We start from the raw sequence: 24,159 nt of genomic DNA on the forward strand, positions 1-24,159 counted from the left end.
AATAATGATTTTAATAATTATTGGGTTGGCTAATGCTGCCAACTGCACAAATAAAGAAGCTAAAAAGACTTCTAAAAGTACAAAGCGGTAGCGTGATAAATAGGGCAGAAACCATTGTAAACCAAAGCGTTTTTTGGGTGTGGTTTTGGTGGGGGAAAGTAGCAATACCCGCATCTGGTCAGAATTGCCTGCTTCTAGTTCTAATTGAGAAAGCAATTGTGCAGGTTTGAGCCGTAGTATTCCCTTGGATGGTACACCAATAACTATCAGGCGATCGCTGGCTTCATAGACAACCCCATAGCTATCACCATAGTGAATCATGGCTGGGGTAGGAATGCGCGTGATTTGTGAACAAGGCATATCTCCTAATTTGGCTTTGAGTCCAATGAATTCAGCCAAGGTTGCACAAACCTGCAACGGTATTACACCATGCTGTTTCATCTGCTGGGTGAAGATGCGGTGAATCACGTCCCGCCGAAAGGGCATTTCCAGATATTTGGAGAGCATTTGGAAACAGGCGATCGCAGAATTTAATTGCCCTTTACCATGAAAATGCGGATAATTTATATTCTTTGCTTCATATTTTATACTTTGTGGTTTTGGTTCTGGTGCTTCTTCAACAGGTGCATAGGGAATTTCATTTATGTCTATATACTGATTTTTTAGTGATAAATCTGACTCACACATACCAAGCAACCGTACCGGGATTTTCCCCTCAATCTCAACCGTGTCTTGGAGATTGTTAAATTCCAGGGAAGAACCACAAGCAAGGTTTTTCACAATTCCCCCACCACTGACAAACCAGATCCTTTCGTTATCGAGTTGACTAAGTGATGTTTTTCCAGGGGGGAGATAATCTATTTTTGCACCAGCTAAAGCATTTCGAGCCAATTCTTTGAGATTGATATCGCCTAAATCTGACAGTTTTGACTGTATACTCAAAACATGATAAATTTCTGCCAAATTGCTTTGATATTGACGAAATCGGGCAAAGACGGGATAATTTGTTAGTAAGCGGAAATAATCATCAGCATCCAAAGTTAAACATTTCACCTCAGTAGAGGCGATCGCTATCTCGCAGGGGACTTTCCGGAGTACACTAATCTCACCGAGAATTTCCCCAGGTTGGAGTAATTTTAAAGTTATTGGCTTTTGGGTTTGGGGGTCATATCCTAATAGACGAGCTGTTCCCTCATAAATAATTGCTAATTTTTCAGGGATGCTTTCTCGAACAATAATTTTTTGTCCTAGTGAATAATATTGAGGTTGTATTCGTGACAATAAATCGGTAAGTGCTTCATTTGATAATTTATCAAAACCTTCGATTTTCGCTATAAAATCTTCAAAAGTTCTTTGAATATAAGCCATGCTAAATTAACTGAAGGGTCAACTAAAGTTTTTCAACTTGCTGATAAGCCTATCTCTTGCCCAATTAAGCTAAGAAATGCAGTACCAAAGTGTTGGATCTCTAAAAAGTTAGCTTGTTCTGGGGCAGATTTATAAACGCGGAATGTTTTCATAATTCCCAGAGTTGCTGCACTTTCTAAGGGGCTGACGAAGCTAGTATCGCGGTCAAGAAAATAAGGTTTATTAGCCCAATATTCAATTTGATGAGCATTTAAAAAATAACACCCAGCATGAGGATTCAGGGTACGCCTAAATGTAATTGGTATTCCCATAATTATCCCCTGAAGTTGTGGTTTTTTCTTGATATTTTGAAAATTTGCAGTTATTTTGGGTGCTAGTTCACCGTCAATATAGGCTTTACAGGCTAAATTATTGGTAGCAACTTCGTAACGATTCGGCTGAAGTAGACTGAGATTACCTGCTTGCTGAGTAAACCAATTTAACTTAATAAAGAACCAAGGATCGTTAAGTATCAAGTCATCTTCGAGAAAACAATAGTAATCGTATTTACCAAGGGAATCACGCAATATTGCTTGACACTCAAATCCCAGCAACATGGGTTCTACTCCTGTGGGATGGTGTTGATAAAAGTGAGATGGCAAAGATAGCTGATTCAGGAGATGATGACCTTGGGTAGTACAAATCACAACATCCAAATCGTAGGATTGCGGTTGATTGGCTGGTAAAGCTAACCTCTGTTTAATGTCGATGATGCTTTGAGATTTGCCAAATAGTTGATGCAAAGCACTAATACTTTTAGTTAATGCTAATAGTCGAGGTCGGGGATCTTTTCTTTGAGAGGCGTGTTTACCGTTGCCGTTAGGATTAAAAAAGTGGGCTATGGTAATAAGAATCCGCATAAATTTTTTAATATCTGGAAATTAAATTTTTAGTAGTCTCAATCCTGGTTTAGAGATCCCCGACTTTTTAAAAAAGTCGGGGATCTGAATATCTGCTACCTATGATCTATGCTTAAAAGATAAAGTCTGTAGCATCCACATTGGTAGCAGTAAAGTTTGCCAAAGTAATTGTGTTACCAGCCCCAAATACACCACTGGAAATTACTGTATTTGCAGCATCTTGAGTTACTGTCAAAGAGCCGAAACTGATTGCAAAAGCTGTGAGGTCGATTTTGTCTGCATTATTGCCGAAACTGTTAATGCGATCGCTACCGAAGCCTGATGCAAAAATAAAGGTGTCGTTACCTGCGCCACCGTTGAGGGTATCGTTTCCAGCACCACCAACGAGGATGTCAGCACCAGCACCACCCAGAAGGCTATCATTACCACTACCACCATCTAGGTAATCATTGCCAGCACCACCATCGATGGTGTCATTGCCTTGATTACCAAAAATATTGTCATTGATTGCCGCACCAGTTAACAAATTAGTAGTTCCATTCAAGGTATCATTAGCGGCAGTACCGACTACAAGAGCTATTGCATCAGCCGCGATCGCTCCGGTGAGATTTGCGCCTCGGAAGTTAGCATTGGTAAAATCACCTTTTGAGAGATTAGCGTTAGTCAAATTAGCATTGCTGAAGTTTGCACCAACCGCAGATCCGTTAATCAGAACACCTGCTGCATTAGCTTGAGAGAAGTTAGATCCACTGACATCAGTAGTATCAAATACCGTTCCCGTCAGGTTAGTCACTGTACTACCAAAGGCACTAAAATCAGAATTGGTTAGAACGGCATCATCTATAGTTGCACCGCTTAAGTTCGCACCACGAAAGCTCAGATTAGCCGTTTCACCTGGTGGGAGGGGAGCATCACTCAAAGAAACACCACTGAAATTTGCCAGGTCAAAAATAGAGTCTTGCAGAGTGACATCAGTGAAGTTAGTTAAGCGGAAGTCTGCACCTGTAGCGTTGACGTTAACTAAGAGCGTCGCTTCCAGAATTGCGCCTTGGAGGTTAGCATCTGTCAAATTAGCACCTGTAAAGTCAGCAGCTTTTAAATTTGCCAAAGACAGGTTAGCACGGGTGAAATTAGCACCAGTCAGGTTAGGACGGTTAGATTGTTCACCACTGAGATTAGCTTCGCTCAGGTTAGCATCGGTGAGGTTAGCATTTGACAGGTTAATATTTGATGTGTTGATTTTAAATAGATTCGCCTGTTTTAAGTTTGCGCCACTGAAATTGACATTTTGCAATGTCGCTAGAGAAAAATTGACGGGTGCGGGAAAGTTGGTATTAGGAGCAAAGACGGCATTTGAGGCATTAACATTGATGAGGATTGCTTCTGAGAAGTTAGTACCTCTCAGGAGTGTACCAACGAACTGCACATCAGTCAGGCTGGCTTTGAAAAACGTTGAGCCATTCAGGTTTTGACCAGAAAAATTGTTTCCTACGAGAAGTTGATTGCTAAAGTTCAAAGCTGACATGACACATACCTCAAAAAAATTGGTGTAAAAATTCAGAACTCTAGCCTGTGGTTAGCCTCGTGAGTTCGAGGCTACACACTAGAAAAAAATGAATAAAAGGAACACTTTTTTCTCCACTCAGCACGCGGCTCATCGCCCCATTGACATAACCTCTGTAGAGAAGAACGTTAACAGCACTCAGCACTAGAAAATAAAGTCACTAGCATCGATATTTGTAGCGGTGAAGTTTCCTAAAGTAATCGTGTTACCAGTGCCAAAAACTGAACTGGAAATGACTGTAGTCAGTCCAACTTGATTAACTGTTAAAGCCCCAAAACTGGTAGCAAATGCCGTGAGATCAACTTTGTCTATACCATCGGCGAAAGCGTTAATGCGATCGCTACCAAAGCCTGTGGTAAAGATAAAGGTGTCACTACCATCAGCACCATTCATGGTGTCGTTACCAAGGCCGCCAATAATAATGTCATTTGCCACACCACCCACAATGGAGTCATTACCTAAACCACCATCGAGATAGTCATTACCGCCACCACCCAGGAGGGTATCATTGCCATCCCAACCATAAAGGGTATCGTTACCACCAAGTCCACTGAGGGTATTGTTTTCCGCGTTACCTGTGATGATATTGGCCAGGGCGTTACCAGTACCATTTTGGGCTGTGCCAAGCAAGGTCAGGTTTTCTACGTTATCACCTAGGGTATAGTCCAGAATAGATTGGATAGTATCTATACCTTCGTCAGCATTTTCTGTGATGGTATCGCCTATACTATCGACTATATAAGTGTCGTTGCCTGTTCCTCCACTCATGGCATCATCACCTAGACTACCATCGAGTAAATCAACACCTGCACCACCAATCAAGAAATCATTATCTATACCACCAATCAAGGTATCAGCAGCTGCACCGCCTTCGAGGGTGTCACTATCTGCACCTCCAATTAGGTAGTCATTGCCGTTACCACCGATGAGGAAGTCAAACCCTGCGCCACCATCTAAGGTGTCAGCACCAAGACCACCACTGAGGTTATCATTACCATCTGCACCATTGAGGATATTGTTAGCATCGTTACCTGTGATGACGTTGGCAAGTGCATTACCATTACCGATTGCGGCTGTACCAGTTAAGGTGAGGTTTTCTATGTTGTCGCCTAAAGTATAGTCCTGGCTAGATTGGACAGTATCTATACCTGCGTCTGCATTTTCTGTAATGATATCCCCAACACTATCAACTATGTAGGTGTCGTTACCTGCACCACCAACTAGGGAATCATTACCCGTACCACCATCTAAGGTATCATCACCTGTACCACCAATTAAGGTATCGTTACCATCTGCACCATTGAGGGTATTGTTAGCATCGTTACCTGTAATGACGTTGGCAAGTGCATTACCAGTCCCGATTGCGGCTGTACCAATTAAGGTGAGGTTTTCTATGTTGTCGCCTAAAGTATAGTCCTGGCTAGATTCAACAGTATCAATACCCGCGTCGGCATTTTCTGTAATGGTATCCCCAACACTATCAACTATGTAGGTGTCGTTACCTGCACCACCAACTAGGGAATCATTACCCGTACCACCATCTAAGGTATCATCACCTGTACCACCAATTAAGGTATCGTTACCATCTGCACCGTTGAGAGTATTGTTAGCATCGTTACCTGTGATGACGTTGGCAAGTGCATTACCCGTCCCGATTGCGGCTGTACCAATTAAGGTGAGGTTTTCTATGTTGTCGCCTAAAGTGTAGTCCTGGCTAGATTGGACGGTATCAATACCTGCGTCGGCATTTTCTGTAATAGTATCCCCAACACTATCAACTATGTAGGTGTCGTTACCTGCACCACCAACTAGGGAATCATTACCCGTACCACCATCTAAGGTATCATCACCTGTACCACCAATGAGGATATCGTTACCACCTGCACCGTTGAGAATATTGTTAGCATCGTTACCTGTAATGGTGTTGGCATCTGCATTACCTGTACCGTTTTGGGCTGTGCCTAATAACACCAGATTTTCTAAGTTGTTGCTTAAGGTGTAGTTCTGGCTAGATTGGACTGTATCTATACCTTCATTGGCGTTTTCGGCGATCGCATCCCCGGTACTATCAATTATGTAGGTGTCGTTACCCGTCCCACCAATCAGAGAGTCATTACCTGCGCCACCATCAAGGATGTCATCACCTGCACCACCATTGAGGGTATCGTTACCGTCAGCCCCGTTGAGGGTATTGTTGCTAGCGTTACCTGTGATGATGTTGGCAAGTTCATTACCTGTGCCGCTTTGGGCAGTACCAATCAAGGTGAGGTTTTCTAAGTTGTTGCCTAATGTATAGTTCTGGCTAGATTGGACAGTATCTACACCTTCATTAGCATTTTCTGTAATGGTATCGCCGCTATCAATTATGTAGGTGTCGTTACCTGTACCACCAACGAGAGAATCATTACCCGCACCACCATCAAGGGTGTCATTACCAGCACCACCAATTAAGGTATCGTTACCATCTGCACCGTTGAGAATATTGTTGCTAGTGTTACCAGTAATAATATTATTGAGTGCGTTACCAGTACCGCTTTGTGCTGTCCCAACTAGGGTAAGGTTTTCGACGTTGTTGCCTAATGTGTAGCTAGCGAGACTAGAACGGACGGTATCAATACCTGCGTTGGCGTTTTCAACGACAGTATCACCCGCAACATTGACTGCATAAGTGTCATTACCCGCACCACCAACCATTCTGTCAGCACCTGCGCCACCATCGAGATAATCATGACCGCCAGCACCTGTGAGGGTGTCATTACCACCAAAACCGAATAAGTTATCGTTGCCACTAGTACCTGTGATGCTATTGTTACTGGCATCACCGAGAGTTAAACCGATCGCATCAACAGCGATCGCGCCATTGAGATTTGCACCCACAAAGGTAGCATTTGTAAAGTTGCCTTTCCAGAGGTTAGCGTTACTCAAATTGGCTTCAGTGAAATTTGCACCAATGGCGATCGCATCCGTCGTCAGCACCCCTCTCATGTCAGCACTTGTGAAGTTAGCATTGGTGAGGTTGGTTTTAGACAGATCAGTGTTTAGCAGTGTTGCACTACTGAAATTTGCTCCCGTCAAATCGGTCTCAATTAATTTAGCCCCAGTCAAGTCTGTAGCTGTAACAGTGCCGTCAGTAGCTACATAAGCACTAAAATCAGCACTAGTCAAAACAGCATCATCTAGAATCAAGTTGGTTAAATTAGCACCACGAAATCTGACATTACCTGGCTGAGATGGATTTAGTGCTTGTGCATCACTCAGAACAACATTACTGAAATTGGCTAGGTCAAAAATCGCGTTTTGTAGGGTAATATCTGTCAGGCTTGCTAGTCGGAAGTCAGCACCAGTTGCATCAATGTTGACTAGAAGAGTAGCTTCTAAATCCGCTTCTTCTAAGCTGGCGTTTGTCAGATTAGCATCCGTAAAGTCCGCAGCTTTGAGCTTTGCTTTAGATAAATCAGCACCAGTAAAGTTTGCCCCTCTCAGATTTGGTCGTTCTGACTGTTCGCCACTAAGATTAGCCTCCTGTAGATTGGCATTGCTCAGGTTGGCGTTTGAGAAGTTGATAAATTTGGTATTTATTAATGAGAGATTAGCCCCAGTTAGGTTTGCTCCCGTGAAGTTGACATTTTCTAATGTCGCCTTAAAAAGATTAGCTGGGCCAAAGTTGTTATTGGCGGCAAAGATAGCATTACGGGCATCAACATCGAATAGTTTTGCTTCTTCAAAGTTAGTACCTCTCAACTGTGTATTGAAAAATGAAACATTGGTGAGAGTAGCTTTGAAAAATGTCGAACCATTCAGGTTTTGACCGTTAAAGTTGTTTCCGACTAAAAGCTGTTCGTTAAAGTTAAGAGCTGGCATACTACATACCTCAAAGTTTTAGGAATAGGGGTTCAAAAGGAAAGACACAAGGCAATCCTGATGAAATGAATGTCTCTGCCAAGCATTAATAGGGAACTAAATAAAACCAATTCGTAATTCGTAATTAATTCAGCCATTCATAAGGGGCGATGTTTTCAACCTTATTTTTTGGATAAATTCAAAATTGCAAAACTGAGCAATTTCAAGCTGAATGTTGAATTGCTAGCGATTGTGGTGGAGAAGTTTTTTGCATTTGCTCTTTTAACCAAGCAGCAAAAAGTTCGTTGAGTAACCTTTGTCGCATCGCTTGGTCGAATTGGGCTGGGATAAACTTTTCTAGCCGCACGATTATCCAGCAATCGCCAATATTAGTTGGTGGTGATAGTTGACCGGGTTGGCTAATAGCAAGGATGCGCGCCAGTTTGGGATGGGGTGTACTCAATGCTACAGGCCCTATTAAGCCACCAGTCTGAGCTTCTGCACCTTGGGAATATTGTCTGGCAATTTCAGCAAAGGACTGTTCACCTTCTAGGAGGCGAAAATAAAGTTCTTGAGCTACAGAACCATCTTGAATACGAATCAGAGAATAAACAACCTGGTCAAGTTTGGGTTTCAGTTGGCGAAAATGAGACTCTAACTTGCTACCCCAGGTAGCTGCTTTGAATTTCTCAATTCTCAGGTTGCGAGTTGCTAAATCTAAAAATTCTGCTTCCGTCAGGTTTTGCTGCTGTAACCAAGCTTGGCGTTCAGCTTGTGATGACAACTGATGTTGTTGACAAAACTCTTGATAACACTTAGCTTGCTCTTCGTTTGAGCAGGTAAAAGAGGCGATCGCTTCGTCAATTAAGAGTTCTTGCTGAAGCTTTGGTAACATTTGATATCGACTCAAGAGGGGAATAATTTCTTGAGTTGTCAATGTCTGATTGTGAACTTGTAAGGTTGTTTCAGATGTGGCTTTTGGTGATTGCTTACCAAATCCCTTGTTTTTGATCGGGGTGATCGCCTCTAACTTCCTTCCTCCCGATGGGTAAATGAGTTGAGTTTCTTCTGACTGCTGTATCCATTGCAAATGTTGGGGTAATAGCTGGGCTAAATCATAGCGTTCTAGAATCGTTTGCCTAGCTTTCGCCCTAATTCCAGCCATTTTCTCTGGATGACTGAGGGCTTCTACAATGCGATCGCATATTTCCTGGGGTGAAAAGAAATCTGCTAAAAGTCCATTAACACCATCTTGCACCACCTCGGCTACAGGAGCAGTTCTTGAACCTATCAGTAAGCACCCTGCTGATAAAACCTCCAACATCGACCAAGATAAAACAAAGGGACGAGTCAGATAAACGTGTGCAGAAGAAGCTTGCAGAACTTGCAGATATTCTTCGTAGGGTAGCCAACCTGTAAAATGAACTCGGCTAAGGTCGAGATCATATTTTTCTAGCATCACCTCTTTATAGGTTTTGCCATCGGGTAGCTTTTTACCATAGGCGACGCGGTTTTCTCCGACAATCACCACATGACAATTAGGGCGTTGTTGTTGGAGTAAGGCGACAGCCTCGATAAACTGGGGAAATCCCCGATAAGGTTCCATACCCCTTGCTACATAAGTAACAAGTTCTTCAACGTGAGAAAGGTCTAGATTTATCCGTGGTAGTACTAACTTCGCCCCTGGTTTGGGAACAAAGAAATTAGTATCAACGCCGTCATGAAGTACGTTAATTTTATTGTGATACTCTATGGGGAATTGCTGGCGTTGCCAATAGGTAGGAGAAAGACCGCGATCGCAACTATATAGATCCTGCAAAATCGGCGCATTTTTAATGCGAATCCGGGCTTCATCATCCGCAGTTATGTGATCGTTGGGATCAAAGTCAGCATCAGAACCATGAGCATGATAAAACCATTCAAAATAGCACAGTAATTTAGCTTGGGGAAAAATATCTTTGATAAATAAGGTCGGCCCCCAACCAGAATGACCATAAACTACATCTGGGACAAATCCCCGTGCTTTGAGTTGCTCTGCCAGTCTATACACCCCTTGACCTTGAAGAACCGCATTTTCCAAAGGTTTGACATAATGGTGAGTTTCCGGCCGAGCCTCACGTTTAGGGTTATAAACGACTCTATTCACACCAGGCAATTTACCTTCTTGGCGAGTAGTACCAAAAAAAACTTGGTTATTTTTGTCCTTAGCTAAAGCAGCAGCTACGTGACGAAATTGGGCTGGGAAATTGGGGTGTAAAAATAAAATTCTCATGGTTTTTTGATGACTTCTCTCCTGCTTCCCTCAACTATGTTTAAGCGGATTTTCGACTAGTTAAGCTATTCTGCTTTTAAGTTGCAAAATCCATCATGAAGGCTGTTAACTGTTGATTGTTGACAGCCATTATTAGCATTTGTGTAATTTAGACGTGCATGGTTTTATCTAGCTAGCAGATTGAAACGTTAGAGGAACAATTTTTTCAGGAATAACTGTCTGAAAAAGAGTGTAAGTAAAGCTATGCTGGAAAACATTTAGATATGTTCGGCATCACTCAGATATACGTGTTTCTGCTAGCTACTTCCAAAAGTTAATAAAGTTGAATTGGAAGTACACAAAAAAATTAAAAGATTATAATTGAGGCTTCATCGGAAGAGTAGCTCAACAAGTTATCCAGACTCTGTAGCTACTCTTCATGATTGGGGTAACTATTAGGTGTGTGCTACTTGGCTACCAACCAAAGTACACCGCCTAGTTACCCATTTCTTAGATAGACTCGATGAAATCTGATGCGTCAAACGCTCCACGGTTCACACCTGCCACAAAGGCGAGATTTTCAGATTGAGCAGGAGTAAAGCCTTCAGTCAGAACGTAGATGCGAGTACCACTTACTCCATTAATGGTGGCGTTCTGGAATCCTAGATCCGCAAATTCTAGAAGTTCTAGTACGAAGAAATCAGTACCATTTTGGAAGTCGGTAATCCAGTCGCCAGCCGGTACGGGTACAGGTGGTTCACCTGGATCTAGTGGTTCTGGCACAAATTCTGTATATAGCAATTGGAAGAAGTCAGTATCAGCACCACCTGTCAAGGTGTCGCGTGCAGTTTGAGTTTCTGCATCTTCCCCACCGAATAGAATGTCAACGCCTGCACCACCGATAACGCGGTCAACGCCTGCACCACCATCGAGGAAGTCATCACCTGCACCGCCTCGGAGAATATCATTACCTGCAAGAGTTTCAGCTACACCTAAGTCACCGTAGATGGTATCGTTACCACCGAAACCATCGAGAGTATCATTACCCTCGCCACCGTCAATAAAGTCACCTTCACTACCGCCAGTGATGCTTTCTACACCAGCACCACCCAAGAGGGTGCTAGGGCCTGCGCCACCATCGAGAATGTCGTTTCCGTCACCACCATCGAGGGTGTCAAAACCATCACCACCGACGAGGGAGTCGTCACCAGCATAACCATAGAGAATATCATCGCCATCACCACCGATGAGGGTGTCGTTACCACCGGAAGCCAAGCTGTCAGCCTCACCGTAAAGGGTATCATTACCTGCGCCACCATCGATGTAGTCAGCACCACCTGCAACAGTACCTTCTGTATCATCACCGTACAGCACATCATCAAAGTCGCTACCAATTAGGGTGTCATCACCAGCACCGCCTTGGGCAGTATCTTCAAAGCCACCATAAACCCAGTCAGCACCCGCGCCACCATCGAGGAAGTCTTTGCCATCTAGTGCATCGTCGGCATCTGCGCCGCCGTAGAGGGTGTCATTGCCGGCTTCACCATATACTTCGTCTTCACCTTCTCCACCAAAGAGTCTGTCAGCACCAGCTCCACCAAACAGCACATCCTTATCTAATCCACCATTGATGAAGTCATTGCCAGCATCACCATGTAGCTCGTCTTCACCTGCTTCCCCTAATATTCTGTCATTACCATCACCACCAAACACGGTGTCTTTATCCTCTCCACCGAAGATGGTGTCATTACCGCCTAAGCCAAATAAGAGGTCTTCTTTACCAAAGCCGCGAATCGTATCCGCATTATTAGTGCCTGTGAGGGTATCGTTTTCCGGTGTTCCGTTTCTGACTGCCATAAATTTATCTTTGCCTTCAAAAGATAGTTTTGGTATTTAACTTGAATGTGCATTCAGCACGATACAAGTCTTGTTAATTTGGTTGTTACCACTCTCACCACTCCCCCCTCTCCTCAAATTAGAAGAGGGGGTAATTAAGACATGGTGAGAAAATACTGTTTTAGTTCGTCATACATATTTTCAATCGCTCGATAAATAAACATTTGCAAAGTAACCTTCATTGAAACTTTATGGATCAATTAAGATAGACGTTATTGAAACTTTGGGAAAACTGAAAAATCAATTATCCGAAGTTGATAGTTTGGTAGGGTGCTTCACTGCGATAGACCCTAACTACGCTCAGAAATTATTCATACTCACGCACATTACATTGTGAATATTTTTTTATCTGGAAGTCCCTCAGCTAATTAAGCCTTGGCGAAGGTAGACGCAGACAAATTCAGCACAGATTGACAAAACCCATACTAGGGTATGGTTTTCGTCAGACATCTCTACTGTCCTACGTAAGAGCAGGTTATTTCATCAAGACGCGGCTATGCCAATAGCTATATTTTCAGAGGAGCAAATAAGGCATCTGTTGCATCTGTTATCTTGCAATATTATTTTCAGCAAAATATTGATGCCGAATTCCATTCTCAATAGAGTACTTCCGTCATCGAATAAACGCCATATCTTATCTCCAAGTCTCGAAATACATACTTTCTCCGTAAATAATTAAACGGTTGTACCCGAAACTTCTAGCCAGAGTGAGAAGTAGCTGTAACTATATATATCTATTTAGGAACACTTTAATAGGACACAGGGAACAGGGAATACTTGATACACAATATCAAGTGCATTTATGCTTCCAGTTTTTTGCTAGTGGATAAATTACACTAGTTAAAACTTTGGATCTAAAAATTTAGTAAATCTTTAAGACCTCGTTTATTAATTGATAGTTAATATTCTTTTTCTACCCTTAATAAACTTGGTGTTTAAGAAACTTACAATTCAGCGCTTGCGTGAGCTTGCATCTGTATCATACATGAGGACCATACTATGATGATCAATTTTCCGTATGGAATTTATAAAGAATCTGTTTATTAGATTAGTCAATGATATTCATAGGTTTAAGTTGGGTATACGCTTATATCATTAAGCATCTTTCATGAGATGATAAAGGGTTTTGAAATAATCTTCATGATGCGATCGCCGCAAGAAGACATTGTTTTCTCGTGGAAATGAGGAGTCCTTTCTGAGGCCACATCTTCCAGAATGATGAGTGAGGGGGTACCCAAACCTGATAGATTAAGCTATCAGCGAGTAAAAACTGGTGAAAATGAAAGTCCTAGTTATTGGTGGCGATGGATATTGCGGTTGGGCAACCGCACTTTATCTTTCCAATCGCGGTTATGAAGTTGGAATATTAGATAGTTTGGTGCGTCGGCACTGGGATAATGAACTGGGTATCGAAACTCTGACTCCGATCGCACCAATTCAGCAACGTCTCCAGCGCTGGCAAGATTTAACAGGCAAATCTATTGACCTGTTTGTTGGCGATATTACCAACTATGAATTTCTCCAAAAAGCGTTGCATAAATTTGAGCCAAATGCCATAGTCCATTTTGGCGAACAGCGTTCAGCACCATTTTCGATGATTGACCGCGAACACGCAGTTGTTACCCAGGTCAATAACGTTGTGGGTACGTTGAATTTGCTGTATGCAATGAAAGAAGATTTTCCTGACTGTCACCTGGTGAAGTTAGGAACAATGGGGGAATACGGCACACCTAATATTGATATCGAAGAAGGCTACATCACCATTGAACACAATGGGCGCAAGGATACCCTACCTTATCCCAAGCAACCAGGTTCAATGTACCACTTGAGTAAAGTTCATGACAGCCACAATATCCATTTTGCTTGTCGGATTTGGGGATTGCGGGCAACAGACTTAAATCAAGGTGTGGTTTACGGCGTTCTCACTGAAGAAACGGGGATGGACGAACTCTTAATTAACCGACTAGATTACGATGGTGTGTTTGGTACAGCGTTAAACCGTTTCTGTATTCAAGCTGCAACAGGTCATCCCCTGACTGTTTATGGTACAGGTGGGCAAACGCGCGGATTCTTGGATATTCGGGATACGGTGCGATGTGTGGAACTGGCGATCGCTAATCCGGCTCCATCGGGTGAGTTTCGTGTTTTTAACCAATTTACTGAACAATTCAGTGTTGGTGACTTGGCATTAATGGTGAAAAAAGCTGGCAATGCCTTGGGATTAAATGTAGAGATTAATCACCTCGATAATCCCAGAATCGAGAAAGAAGAACATTACTTCAATGCCAAAAACACTAAACTACTCGATTTAGGCTTGCAACCTCATTATCTCTCTGATTCTCTGCTAGATTCTCTCTTAAACTTTGCTGTCAAGTATCAAGGACGAGTTGATCAAAAGCAAATTTTACCCAAAGTTTCTTGGCATAGAAAATAAAAATAAGACTGAAGCAAAAAGCTTGTTTGTTTTCCCAGGGTGTAAAAGTATGAGATTTTTCGTCTAAACTCTCATACCTTTACACCCTATTTTTAGATCAAAGAAAGTTATCTTTATGTTTCGTTGTAGATTTTCCCTTGAGGAAGACAGTCCTGAAGAAAAAACTTTCGCGGCCAAATATATAACCGTAGCCAGATAGATTAGGACATCAAGCTCAGATAAAACCCCGAAAAGACAAGGCTTTCAAGTCGGTCAACAGTCAACAGTCAACAGTTAACAGCTATAAAAGCGGTATTTTCCCTACCCCCTAATCCCCATTCTTAAAAACGACGTTCTAGAATTGCCTTGATGTTAGGTATAGCGGCGGCGATAGAGGCGAAATCTGGGGTTGTTTTTTGCCAGCTTTCCCGTTCTTCTAGTCGTTCCGCCCAGGCTAGCAGACGGGGGTAATCATCTAAAGAGAATCCGAAAAGAGGGAGAGAAGGAATCAGTGTACCTGCAACCACTTCTGCCAGTGTGAAATCTTTGCCTGCAAAGTAAATCTGTTCACCTAAAAGAGTTTCATAAAACTGTAAAATTTTCCCTACTGCCTCTTGAGCAGATTCGAGCTTTTTGGCATCGGTATCTAATTCTACTAATGGCCGAGTCAAGATGACAGTAGCAGGCTGAAGCTCGCTGACTGTAATCATTTCTACCATACGAACTGTAGCGATCGCCGCAGGCTCACTAGGAATCAATGAGGGAGTGGGATATTTTGTCTCTAGATAATCCAAAATTGCCAAAGATTCCACCACCCGTAAGCCATTATCCACTATCACAGGCACACGCTGGAGGGGATTAATTGCCGTGAATTCCTCTTGAAATTGATCACCATTGAGATTCAGCAACAATGGTTCAAAAGGGATTTGTTTTTCTAGTAAGGCTACCCAAACTCGACGAGCATTAACAGAGATGGGATTGTAGTAAAACTTCAGCATCACAACCCTAAGTTATAAACTACGCTCAGGGATTATATCCTTTCGTTAAGTGATTGTACAAAATAATGAAAAATCTAGCACAATAAAATTACAAGTTTTCCCTAAAATTCTCATTGCCAGAAACTTAATAGATTTTCTTTGGTGTGGTGTGGTTCACGTTGATTCACAACTAGACTTACTTACCCGCAAAAATTGAGAGGTGTCCGTATGGATGCTAATAAACTCCTAGATTTATATAACGCAGGAGAACGAAAATTCCACAGAGCAAATCTGCATCAAGCTAACCTTTATGCTGTTGATTTGAGGGGGGCAAATTTTGCCGAAGCTGATTTAAGTGGAGCCAACCTCAGCCAAGCTAACTTGAGCGGATGTAATCTCAGTCGTGCTAATTTAACTGATGCAGACTTGAGTGGAGCCAACCTGAGTGGAGCTAACTTGAGTGAAGTCAACTTCATTGGTGCAGACTTAATTAGCACCAATTTAAAACACAGCAATCTCAGTCGAGCAGATTTACGGGGTGCCAATTTAATTTTGGCAAACTTATTCAGTGCTAACTTGAGCGAAGCAGAAATGAGCGGTGCTGATTTGAGTGGCGCTAATCTCAAGCAAGCGAACTTAATTGGTAGCAACATCATGGAAGCAGAATTGAGGGGGGCAAATTTCTCTGGAGCAGTAATTACAGAACAAGAAATCACTGGTAGAGTTTTGCGCTTAGGTCTCTCTCACAGATGGATAACTTGGGCTGGTTGTCATTGACTCAGACAAAATACACGAGGGTAACAAGAATATTTGGGCGTTGCATAAATGCGGGATGAATTGAGACTTTTGTACAAAGTAGAATATTGATTCTACCCTGCGGGAACGCCTTGCGGCGAATGCGTCTTTGCGCCTTTGCGTGTTAGCGAAGCGGGGCGTAAGCCCGACAAAAATCATCCCTCTAATCAGCAACACCAATATTTGTTACCCCAATCTGGGGCAGTCGTTCAACAACTGCCTCCTGTATTTTCATAACTAACGTGCTTGTACAATTTTAGTAAACCAAAGGAGTTGCACCGCGCATCTGACGGAAAGAATTAATGCAAGCCGGACAGTCACAACCAAACAAGGTAATTGCTATATCACTTTCTGCCTCATTAAACTCCAACATAGGAGCATCTTCTTGAGAAAATTCTACTTCCGGCTGATAGTTAGGCACTTGGGCTAAAACAGAAGCTCTAGCACAGACCAAACCAACCTTATGTTTATTTCTGATACAAGATAACTTATCTGTGTTTTTGACTTCCGGCTCAATTGCTTGTGCATGATTGACCATAACTGTCATAGACAGAATAGATGCTATCAAAACGGGACTAGAAATTAGGGTTAGGATAAATTTGTTCATGGGTTTCTTTGGAAATTAATTCTGACAATTCAGAATACTCCGATTAAATCTTACAATGATACTGATTGTCCATCAGGAGATTATGTTTCCTCGTCAAGACTTTTGTTTAGGATAGGGTAGAGCTAATTGACAATAGTGTTATTACTTATTTATTATTTACATCAGTACATTTATTTACTTATTTAACCAAGGCATAACAATATTAGCAATGAAGCGACAATAATAATTAGATACTACTTTTGGGCTTTGGGTTGAAATATCAAGTACGTACCTCCCAAACCTTCAACAATTGTGCGTGTGTTAGCAATCATCATATTTTGATAAGTGTCTCCATCGCTTGTTGGTTCTCCTAGTCCTTGAGTGTATAGTTGCCTTTCTGACAATTTTACTTCCGCTTCAGTAGCGACAGATTCCATCACTTTTAATGTATCTGTCATATCTGCAAAGATTGTTGGTACATTAGATTTTTGGATATACTGAGTTAGATTTTTGATTCTCTGATCTGTTGCTTGTTCTTCAGTACCAATAGTAGCGGAAGGAATACCATAGGCCTTTGTGTAATAGTTTATTGCATTATAAGTTGTTACTAATGTGCGCTTTTCTTTGGGAATAGTGGCAATTTTTACTTTAATCCAATTATCAAGTTGAGTTAATTCGGTTTTAATCCTTTTTGTATTGTCACTATAAATGGCAGCATTACTGGGTTCTAATTTTCTCAGGTTGCTATTAATGACTTCCAACATCTTGATAGCATTTTTCGGATTATGCCAAATATAAGGGTTATTTATTCTACGAGAATTTACAAGGATTTGCTGTGGCTTAGGAACTGCAATTTGACTCACGGCAATTTTAGGTGCAGAGTTTTTGGTGGCATTTATGAGCTTAATTAATTCTGACTCAAGATTATAACCGTTGTATAAAATTAGATTAGCTTGCTCAAGAGCATCTTTATCTTCTGGTGTTGCTTGATAAAGCTGAGGTGCTTTGTTAGGAGGGATTAAGCAGATGAGATTAATCTTATTTTCGGCAATCTGTCTAGTTAAATCACACAGTACACTTGTAGTTACTACAACTTTGGGAAGATTTTCATCAACCACATTAGTAGTCTGCGTAAAAGATGCAGTTGTAGTTTGATTTCTACATCCAACAAATGTGCCGGTGAAAATAGTTAAAATCACTCGTAATAAATTGTTGACTAATAATTTTTTTGGCATTATTCACTGTTGCTGACTGGATAAAAAATAATAGATATTAATTAATAAGATTATACTAATTTTGAATTCGCTGGAAGATGAAATAATTTCCTATTAGCTATTACCTATAGGGCTACCATTTGATTTTTATATTACAGTCGGCTTGTGGTGGGCAATGCCTACCCTACAAGTACTTAAATTATTCAAGAGTCAAATCAGATTTATGTAGGAGTGAATTGAATATTAAGAATAAAAGCACAGCATTGCTGTGCCTCCAAAAATTTATGTTTGCTCACTTCAAAAATTACCAGTGGGTAACTTCCCTTGTAGTAACTGAAGCTTAGTTTGGACACAGTTAGCACAGTTACAACCCAATTGATCGATGATGGGATTAGATGAACGAGTTAGGTGTAGAGTGGTTGATGGGGAAATGGGTTGTGTGGATACTGCTGTAATGGCTTGTGTATCAAGTACAGAGTTGATACTAACTGCCTTTGCTGGGTTAGCTACCAGCAACATAGATGCGATCAGTACAGGACAGGCCAGCAAAACTAGTTTGACTAAGTACATAATTCACAAATAATTACTATTTCTGATACAGCATAGCCAATTTATTAACTATCTTCAACTTTAGTTAATAAATACTAATTAACTACATCCAAATCCTTGACCCCGCAAAATCTTTGACCAAATGAGTAATTCTCCTTTTTCACCACCTGCGGCAATTAGCTTACCTTGGGGGTGCCATGCTAGGGTGGAAAATCCATCAGCAACACCTGTGAGAATTTGGGATACTTCCTTGGCTTTGTTCCACAAACATAGCCAGCCATCGGTTGCAGCCGAGGCTAGTAAGAAGCTTTTAGGTGCAAAGGCGATCGCATTAATCACACCTACATGATTAGTTAACACTCGCGCTTCCCATCCCAAGTTCTCATCCTCTAGTTTTTCCCAGACCACAATACCTTCCACACTGGAAGAGGCTAGTATTGGTGCGCCTAGTTTGGTGGTTGTTTCTGACCATGCTAGTTGACGAATCTTACCAGGAAAGCCACGCATAACCCAAGGGTCGGGATTATTCCATTCCAACACGGTGACGCTACGATCCATGTTGCCTGAAGCCAGGAATTTACCATCAGGCGACCAAGCCATAGTCACACTCACGGTAGGCATATTCAGAATATATGGTTCTTCATCCCAGTTTTGGGCGTGCCAAATTTTAACTCCCTTGTTACCACCAATTGCTAGGTATTGACCATCAATCCGCCAATCAATACTCAATGCGGATGAGTCGGCAAAATTCAGGGTGGTGACAACCTCACGAGTATCAGCGTCCCAAACTTGTACATAACGCCCCAAACTAAAAGCCAACTGGTTGCTAGCGTGACTCCAAGCCAACTTGTCTACCCATGCAGGTGCATTTTCTAAGGAGGCGATTAATTCCTGTCCTTGCCAGATTTTCACCCGTCCATCTTGTCCACCAACGGCGAGAAATTTGCCATCAGGGGAGAAAGCGAGACAATCGACAGACTGGCCATTACCCGCTTGCAGGGTTGTTAACTCACCATCCTGCCACAGTACTACTTCCCCATCTGCCGAAGTTGCGGCTAAGGTGTTTCCTTGTGGAGACCAGGCGATCGCTGTTACATATTCTGCCAGCATCCCTGAATAGTGTTCGTCAAATTCTTTATTTTTGCTGGTTGTCACGTTCATAGGTTGTTTAGAGAGGTGAGAGAAGAGAGCAAGGGGAGCAGGGGTGGCAGAGGGAGCAGGGGGAAATAACCCCCTAGCCTCTTGGTGTCTTTTAAACAAAACAAGCGAGAAAATCTTGCTTGAGTTGGGCTTCATCTAAATTGCGACCGATGAACACTAGTTCGTTTTTGCGTTTTTCGTTGGGTTTCCAGAGGCGATCGGGTCTACCGTCGAATATCATGTGTACCCCTTGGAAGACAAATCTATTATCTTCCCCGGCAATATTTAATATGCCTTTCATACGGAAGATATCGGGGCCTTGGATACGCAATAATTCGGAAATCCAAGCGTTTAATTTTTCCCCGTCGAGTTCACCCTCTTGTACTAAAGCCACAGAGGAAACAGTATCATCATGTTCGTGGGCATCTTCACCTAAAAAATTTGGATCTATCTCTAAAGCACGGTCTAAATCAAAGGCTTTTACACCCAACAAAGCGTCCATTGCTAACTCAGAATTGCGTGTACGGTAGATTTTGGCGATCGCATTCATCGACCTAATCCGCTTTTCTAATTCATCTAATTCTGATGGGGTAACTAAATCAGTTTTATTAAGTAAAATTACATCAGCAAAGGCAATCTGTTCTTGGGCTTCGTCTGCATCCCAGTGTTGCCAAATATGCTTGGCATCTACTAGCGTTACCACTGCATCTAAAGACAGTTGACTTTGCATATCTTCATCCACAAAGAATGTCTGAATCACTGGTGCAGGGTCAGCTAATCCAGTAGTTTCAATTACTAGATGGTCAAACTTATCACGGCGCTTCATCAAATTGCCAATTATCCGGATTAAGTCACCACGAACTGTACAACAGATGCAGCCATTGTTCATCTCAAAAATTTCTTCATCTGCATCAATAACTAATTGGTTATCAATGCCTACTTCCCCAAATTCGTTAACGATGACAGCAACTTTCTTGCCATGCTCGTATGTGAGGATATGGTTGAGTAGGGTTGTTTTACCTGCGCCTAAATAGCCAGTCAGAACAGTAACGGGAACTGAATCTGTAATTACGTCGGCCATCATATTATAAAAGCCTCAAATCTTACCATACGGATAATCATTATCACCTATGATAAGTCTTTTTATATTTTTGTGCGAATCTTATTCATATAAGATTGTTAAAACATCTTTTCAGGCGGAGCAGGGATATCTTTAAAGATTGCGTAGGCTCACTAAACTACATTAGGTATCTTTTCTATCATTTATATAAAAATAAATGTAATTAAAGTCACATTTATTCTATCTTGCTTCATAAGTGTTATTAGTTTGGCAAACTGTCAAAAATTTTATAAAAGTTATTTTTTATATTGCTTATTATTAAGTTAGATAATTTATGCTTTCCAGAGAATTTATGCCTAAGAGAATTATTACAAAATTAAATAGTTGGTTTCATCGAGATAGAATTGTTAGCAATCTAGAATTTTTTCAAGACATTATCGTAATTTCCCTATGTATGGGCTTGTTTTGTGTCATGCTCATTCGTCTGGGTGATATGTTTTTATCTTTTTTACGACCATTAGATTTAAGGGAAGTCACATCAGATATCTTGTTTATTTTGATTTTGGTAGAATTATTTCGGTTGTTAATAGACTACTTGCAATCACAAAAAATATCCGTAGGAGCAGCCGCAGAGATTACAATAGTTTCTGCATTACGGGAGGTAATTCTACGTGGAGTTTTAGAGATTAATCGTGATCAAATTATAGGCATTTCTGTATTTTTGTTAGTGTTAACAGGAATTTTAATGGCTCTACCTTGGATATCCCAGTTTTTTGAACACGTTAGACTTACTGACTATGAAAGTCCAGAAGAAAGTACAGAATTTTTATCTGATAAATCTTGAACCACAGATTGACTGTTGACTGTTGACTGTTGACTGTTAACGGTCAACAGTTAACAGCCTTCACGATGGATTGTGTAACCTAAAAGCAGAGTAGCTTACTAAACAGCACCCAGAGAGTGAGATGGGACTCATATTTGATTGACGGAAAAAGTCAGTACACCTCGCCCTAGCCCCATACCCCTAATTATTGAAACCACTAGCAGATATTACCCAAATGATTGCAAAATAAATACAGTCCGTTGTGGTGACTACCTAAGAAATGCCGACTATACTTGCTGACGCACAAAATTTACTATCTGACCTCATCGCCCGTTACTCGTCGCGTGTAGATTATTTAATGATTCGCCTAGAGGAAGCAGAAGGAACCGATATCTTGTTGCGTGGCGACAAAGTAGAAACTCTCAGCGAAGGAATTTCAATTGGTGGACACGTCCGCGCTTGTTATAGGGGTGGTTGGGGGTTGAGCTGCTTCAACCAATTGGCAACGATTCAAGACAGGATTGAAGAAGCGATCGCCGCCGCCCGTATGGTAGGAGACGAGAAAACGATCCTGGCTCCTATGGACTCAGTACAAGCTATATGCAGGCTACCCCTGACAGGTACAGATCCGCGAAAAGTTCCTTTGGCAAAGAAAAAAGAATTATGCGATCGCTATACTGATTTACTCAAAACTGTTGACCACCGCATCACTACAACCTCAGTTCGTTATAGTGACAGTAGCCAAAAAATTATCCTCGCCACTTCAGAAGGGACTCTTATTCAACAGTCTTGGGTGGATATGGAAATGCGCTTTGCTGCCACTGCTAAAAATGGTGAAACAGTGCAAACTGGTAGGGAAACTACAGGTTCCCGCAAAGCCTACGAGGATTTAACTAATTTAGATACTCAAGTTAAGAATGCGGCACAAAGAGCTGTTGCAGCTTTGTCTCTACCATCAGTTAAAGGTAATACTTACACTGTGGTTATCGATCCCGTTCTGACAGGTTTATTTGTTCACGAAGCTTTTGGGCATCTTTCCGAAGCTGACATGGCTTACGAAAATCCAGATTTACTAGACGTGATGACCATCGGCAGGCGGTTTGGCCCTAAAGAACTGCAAATCTTTGATGGTGCAGCCCCAGAAGGACATCGTGGTAGTTATTTTTATGATGATGAAGGTACACCCGCTACTACTACCCAGCTAATTAAAGACGGTGTTTTAGTAGGACGCTTGCATTCCCGCGAAACCGCCGGTAAGTTAGAGGAAAAGCCAACGGGTAACGCTCGCTGTCTCAATTATCACTTCAATCCCATTGTGCGGATGACCAATACTTGGATTGAACGCGGTAAAACACCAGTTGCAGACTTATTTACTGGGATTAAAGAAGGTGTTTACGCTCGTAATTGGCTAGGTGGTATGACTAATGGCGAAATGTTCACCTTTAGCGCCGGGGAAGCTTGGATGATTAGAAACGGGAAAATTGCCGAACCTGTAAAAGATGTGACGCTTTCAGGAAATGTTTTTCAAACTTTGGCTGATATTGAGGCTATTGGTGATGATTTTTATTGGGATGAATCTGGCGGTTGCGGTAAAGGTGGGCAAAATGGCTTACCTGTCGGTTGTGGCGGCCCTAGTTTACGGATTCGAGATGTAGTAGTTGGGGGAGAAATGTAGTCAATTCAAAATACCCTACTGGAAGCTAAAGCTACAAAATTCAAAGTTCAAAATTAAGAGCGATATCTACTTGTTTGAGCAGTGCGTCTAAAGATGAAGAGTTATCTAAAACTACATCTGCGATCGCTGCTTTTTCTTTTAGAGATAATTGACTATTAATTCGCGCTTGTGCTTGTTCTAAAGTTAAGTGATTGCGCTCCATTAATCTTTGCAACTGCTGTGATTCCGAACAAATTACTACCCAAATTTCTGTGACTAAATTCGTCATCTGCACTTCAATCAACAAAGGTATGACTAATACCAGTATTGGGGAAGTGGATTCAGCAATTGCTTTGAGAAAGCGATCGCGCACATAAGGATGTATTAAACTTTCTACCCAATGGCGTTGATCTTGATTCTGAAAGATCATCTCACCCAACTTTGGGCGGTTGAGACTGCCATCTGGTAGTAATATTTCTTTACCATAACGCCTAGCGATCGCATCCAGAATCGGCGAACCTAAAGATACTGCATCCCTAGCGTAAATATCTGCGTCGAAGATTGGCAAATTATGAGCGCTAGCTAAATAATTAGCGACAGTGGTTTTACCTGTCGCTATACCTCCAGTTAAGCCGATAATGCGTTGGGTCATCTCTTTTACTTGCGCTTAACGTAATCACAAATTAGGAATTACGTAGCTTGCTTTCCGTAGGGTGTTAGGAATTAATCTTAAACATCACCACAATATTTTGTAGCAATGAGCCGATTATTTTTATAAACTAATACTCTTCCATAACCTGTATCTTGCACAGCAGCATACAGATAATTTTTGTTTCTAAATCTGTAAACAACATCTCCGTTTTCATTACGTCTGGCTGTACCACCATCTAGTAGGAGATCAGGACGTTGTAGCGTAGTCGGAATATTATATGCAGCGTAACGTAATGTTCCATTGTTGAGGCGGGAGACTTCCACAAAAACACCTTCAGCACTACAACTAAATACTGGTGTAGCGGCAAGTGCAGCAACAGGTGATGCTACTATAGCTGTTAGCATAGAAGCCGCGCCTGTGAGGGTAGCCAAAATTCCCCACAAAGGTTTTGCAGGTTTGCAATTTAAGCTTTTCATAC

18 protein-coding genes are annotated in these 24,159 nt (G+C 41.7%); 4 read left to right on the top strand and 14 right to left on the bottom strand.

What is annotated here, in order from left to right:
- The 6 genes from H6G14_RS22930 to H6G14_RS22970 form a co-directional block, all read right to left on the bottom strand.
- Positions 1–1,368: cyclic nucleotide-binding domain-containing protein (locus tag H6G14_RS22930; RefSeq protein ID WP_190569945.1), on the bottom strand; the 1,368-nt coding region annotated here is incomplete at its 3' end.
- Between the two features lie 32 nt (positions 1,369–1,400).
- Complete coding sequence (locus tag H6G14_RS22935; protein WP_190569947.1) at positions 1,401–2,267, bottom strand: calcium-binding protein; 867 nt, start codon at positions 2,265–2,267, stop codon at positions 1,401–1,403.
- 112 nt (positions 2,268–2,379) lie between these two features.
- Entirely contained in the window at positions 2,380–3,792 is a 1,413-nt protein-coding gene (locus H6G14_RS22940) for a pentapeptide repeat-containing protein (protein WP_190569949.1), read from the bottom strand.
- Positions 3,793–3,975: 183 nt separating this feature from the next.
- Positions 3,976–7,692: a beta strand repeat-containing protein gene (locus H6G14_RS33685; protein WP_242053517.1), complete on the bottom strand. Its 3,717-nt coding sequence runs from the start codon at positions 7,690–7,692 to the stop codon at positions 3,976–3,978.
- Between the two features lie 202 nt (positions 7,693–7,894).
- Positions 7,895–9,943, bottom strand: a complete 2,049-nt coding sequence (locus tag H6G14_RS22965; RefSeq protein ID WP_190569951.1) for a glycosyltransferase — start codon at positions 9,941–9,943, stop codon at positions 7,895–7,897.
- 489 nt (positions 9,944–10,432) lie between these two features.
- Positions 10,433–11,779, bottom strand: a complete 1,347-nt coding sequence (locus H6G14_RS22970) for a calcium-binding protein (RefSeq protein WP_190569953.1) — start codon at positions 11,777–11,779, stop codon at positions 10,433–10,435.
- A 1,318-nt stretch (positions 11,780–13,097) separates the two neighbouring features.
- On the opposite strand from H6G14_RS22970, the gene H6G14_RS22975 reads away from it, so the two are divergent.
- On the top strand, positions 13,098–14,252 hold the full coding sequence (locus H6G14_RS22975; RefSeq protein WP_190569955.1) for an NAD-dependent epimerase/dehydratase family protein: 1,155 nt from the start codon (positions 13,098–13,100) through the stop codon (positions 14,250–14,252).
- A gap of 320 nt (positions 14,253–14,572) precedes the next feature.
- Here H6G14_RS22975 and H6G14_RS22980 read toward each other — a convergent pair whose 3' ends face one another.
- Complete coding sequence (locus H6G14_RS22980; RefSeq protein ID WP_190569957.1) at positions 14,573–15,229, bottom strand: glutathione S-transferase family protein; 657 nt, start codon at positions 15,227–15,229, stop codon at positions 14,573–14,575.
- A 207-nt stretch (positions 15,230–15,436) separates the two neighbouring features.
- On the opposite strand from H6G14_RS22980, the gene H6G14_RS22985 reads away from it, so the two are divergent.
- Positions 15,437–15,985, top strand: a complete 549-nt coding sequence (locus H6G14_RS22985) for a pentapeptide repeat-containing protein (RefSeq protein ID WP_190569960.1) — start codon at positions 15,437–15,439, stop codon at positions 15,983–15,985.
- A 274-nt stretch (positions 15,986–16,259) separates the two neighbouring features.
- On the opposite strand, the gene H6G14_RS22990 is transcribed toward H6G14_RS22985, so the two are convergent.
- The 5 genes from H6G14_RS22990 to H6G14_RS23010 all read right to left on the bottom strand — a co-directional run bounded on the left by H6G14_RS22990 (position 16,260) and on the right by H6G14_RS23010 (position 20,576).
- Positions 16,260–16,610 carry a hypothetical protein gene (locus H6G14_RS22990; RefSeq protein WP_190569962.1) on the bottom strand — a complete coding sequence of 117 codons (351 nt, stop codon included), beginning with the start codon at positions 16,608–16,610 and terminating at the stop codon, positions 16,260–16,262.
- 233 nt (positions 16,611–16,843) lie between these two features.
- A complete protein-coding gene (locus H6G14_RS22995; RefSeq protein ID WP_190569964.1) occupies positions 16,844–17,824 on the bottom strand; it encodes a metal ABC transporter substrate-binding protein in 981 nt (326 codons plus the stop codon).
- Between the two features lie 276 nt (positions 17,825–18,100).
- Positions 18,101–18,373: a hypothetical protein gene (locus H6G14_RS23000; RefSeq protein WP_190569966.1), complete on the bottom strand. Its 273-nt coding sequence runs from the start codon at positions 18,371–18,373 to the stop codon at positions 18,101–18,103.
- Between the two features lie 78 nt (positions 18,374–18,451).
- Complete coding sequence (locus tag H6G14_RS23005) at positions 18,452–19,513, bottom strand: WD40 repeat domain-containing protein (protein WP_190569968.1); 1,062 nt, start codon at positions 19,511–19,513, stop codon at positions 18,452–18,454.
- A gap of 91 nt (positions 19,514–19,604) precedes the next feature.
- A complete protein-coding gene (locus H6G14_RS23010) occupies positions 19,605–20,576 on the bottom strand; it encodes a CobW family GTP-binding protein (protein WP_190569970.1) in 972 nt (323 codons plus the stop codon).
- 328 nt (positions 20,577–20,904) lie between these two features.
- Here H6G14_RS23010 and H6G14_RS23015 point away from each other — a divergent pair, with 328 nt between their 5' ends.
- Positions 20,905–21,396 (top strand): phosphate-starvation-inducible PsiE family protein, encoded by a 492-nt coding sequence (locus H6G14_RS23015; protein ID WP_190569972.1) that lies wholly within the window; start codon positions 20,905–20,907, stop codon positions 21,394–21,396.
- Positions 21,397–21,655: 259 nt separating this feature from the next.
- Entirely contained in the window at positions 21,656–23,050 is a 1,395-nt protein-coding gene (locus H6G14_RS23020; protein WP_190569974.1) for a TldD/PmbA family protein, read from the top strand.
- Positions 23,051–23,090: 40 nt separating this feature from the next.
- On the opposite strand, the gene coaE is transcribed toward H6G14_RS23020, so the two are convergent.
- Both coaE and H6G14_RS23030 read right to left on the bottom strand, forming a co-directional pair.
- Positions 23,091–23,681 (bottom strand): dephospho-CoA kinase, encoded by a 591-nt coding sequence (gene coaE / locus H6G14_RS23025; protein ID WP_010995922.1) that lies wholly within the window; start codon positions 23,679–23,681, stop codon positions 23,091–23,093.
- Positions 23,682–23,758: 77 nt separating this feature from the next.
- On the bottom strand, positions 23,759–24,157 hold the full coding sequence (locus H6G14_RS23030; protein WP_190569976.1) for a hypothetical protein: 399 nt from the start codon (positions 24,155–24,157) through the stop codon (positions 23,759–23,761).
- Between the last annotated feature and the right edge of the window lie 2 nt (positions 24,158–24,159).

Source organism: Nostoc parmelioides FACHB-3921 (assembly GCF_014696625.1).
In the GTDB taxonomy this organism is placed as follows: Bacteria; Cyanobacteriota; Cyanobacteriia; order Cyanobacteriales; family Nostocaceae; genus Trichormus; species Trichormus parmelioides.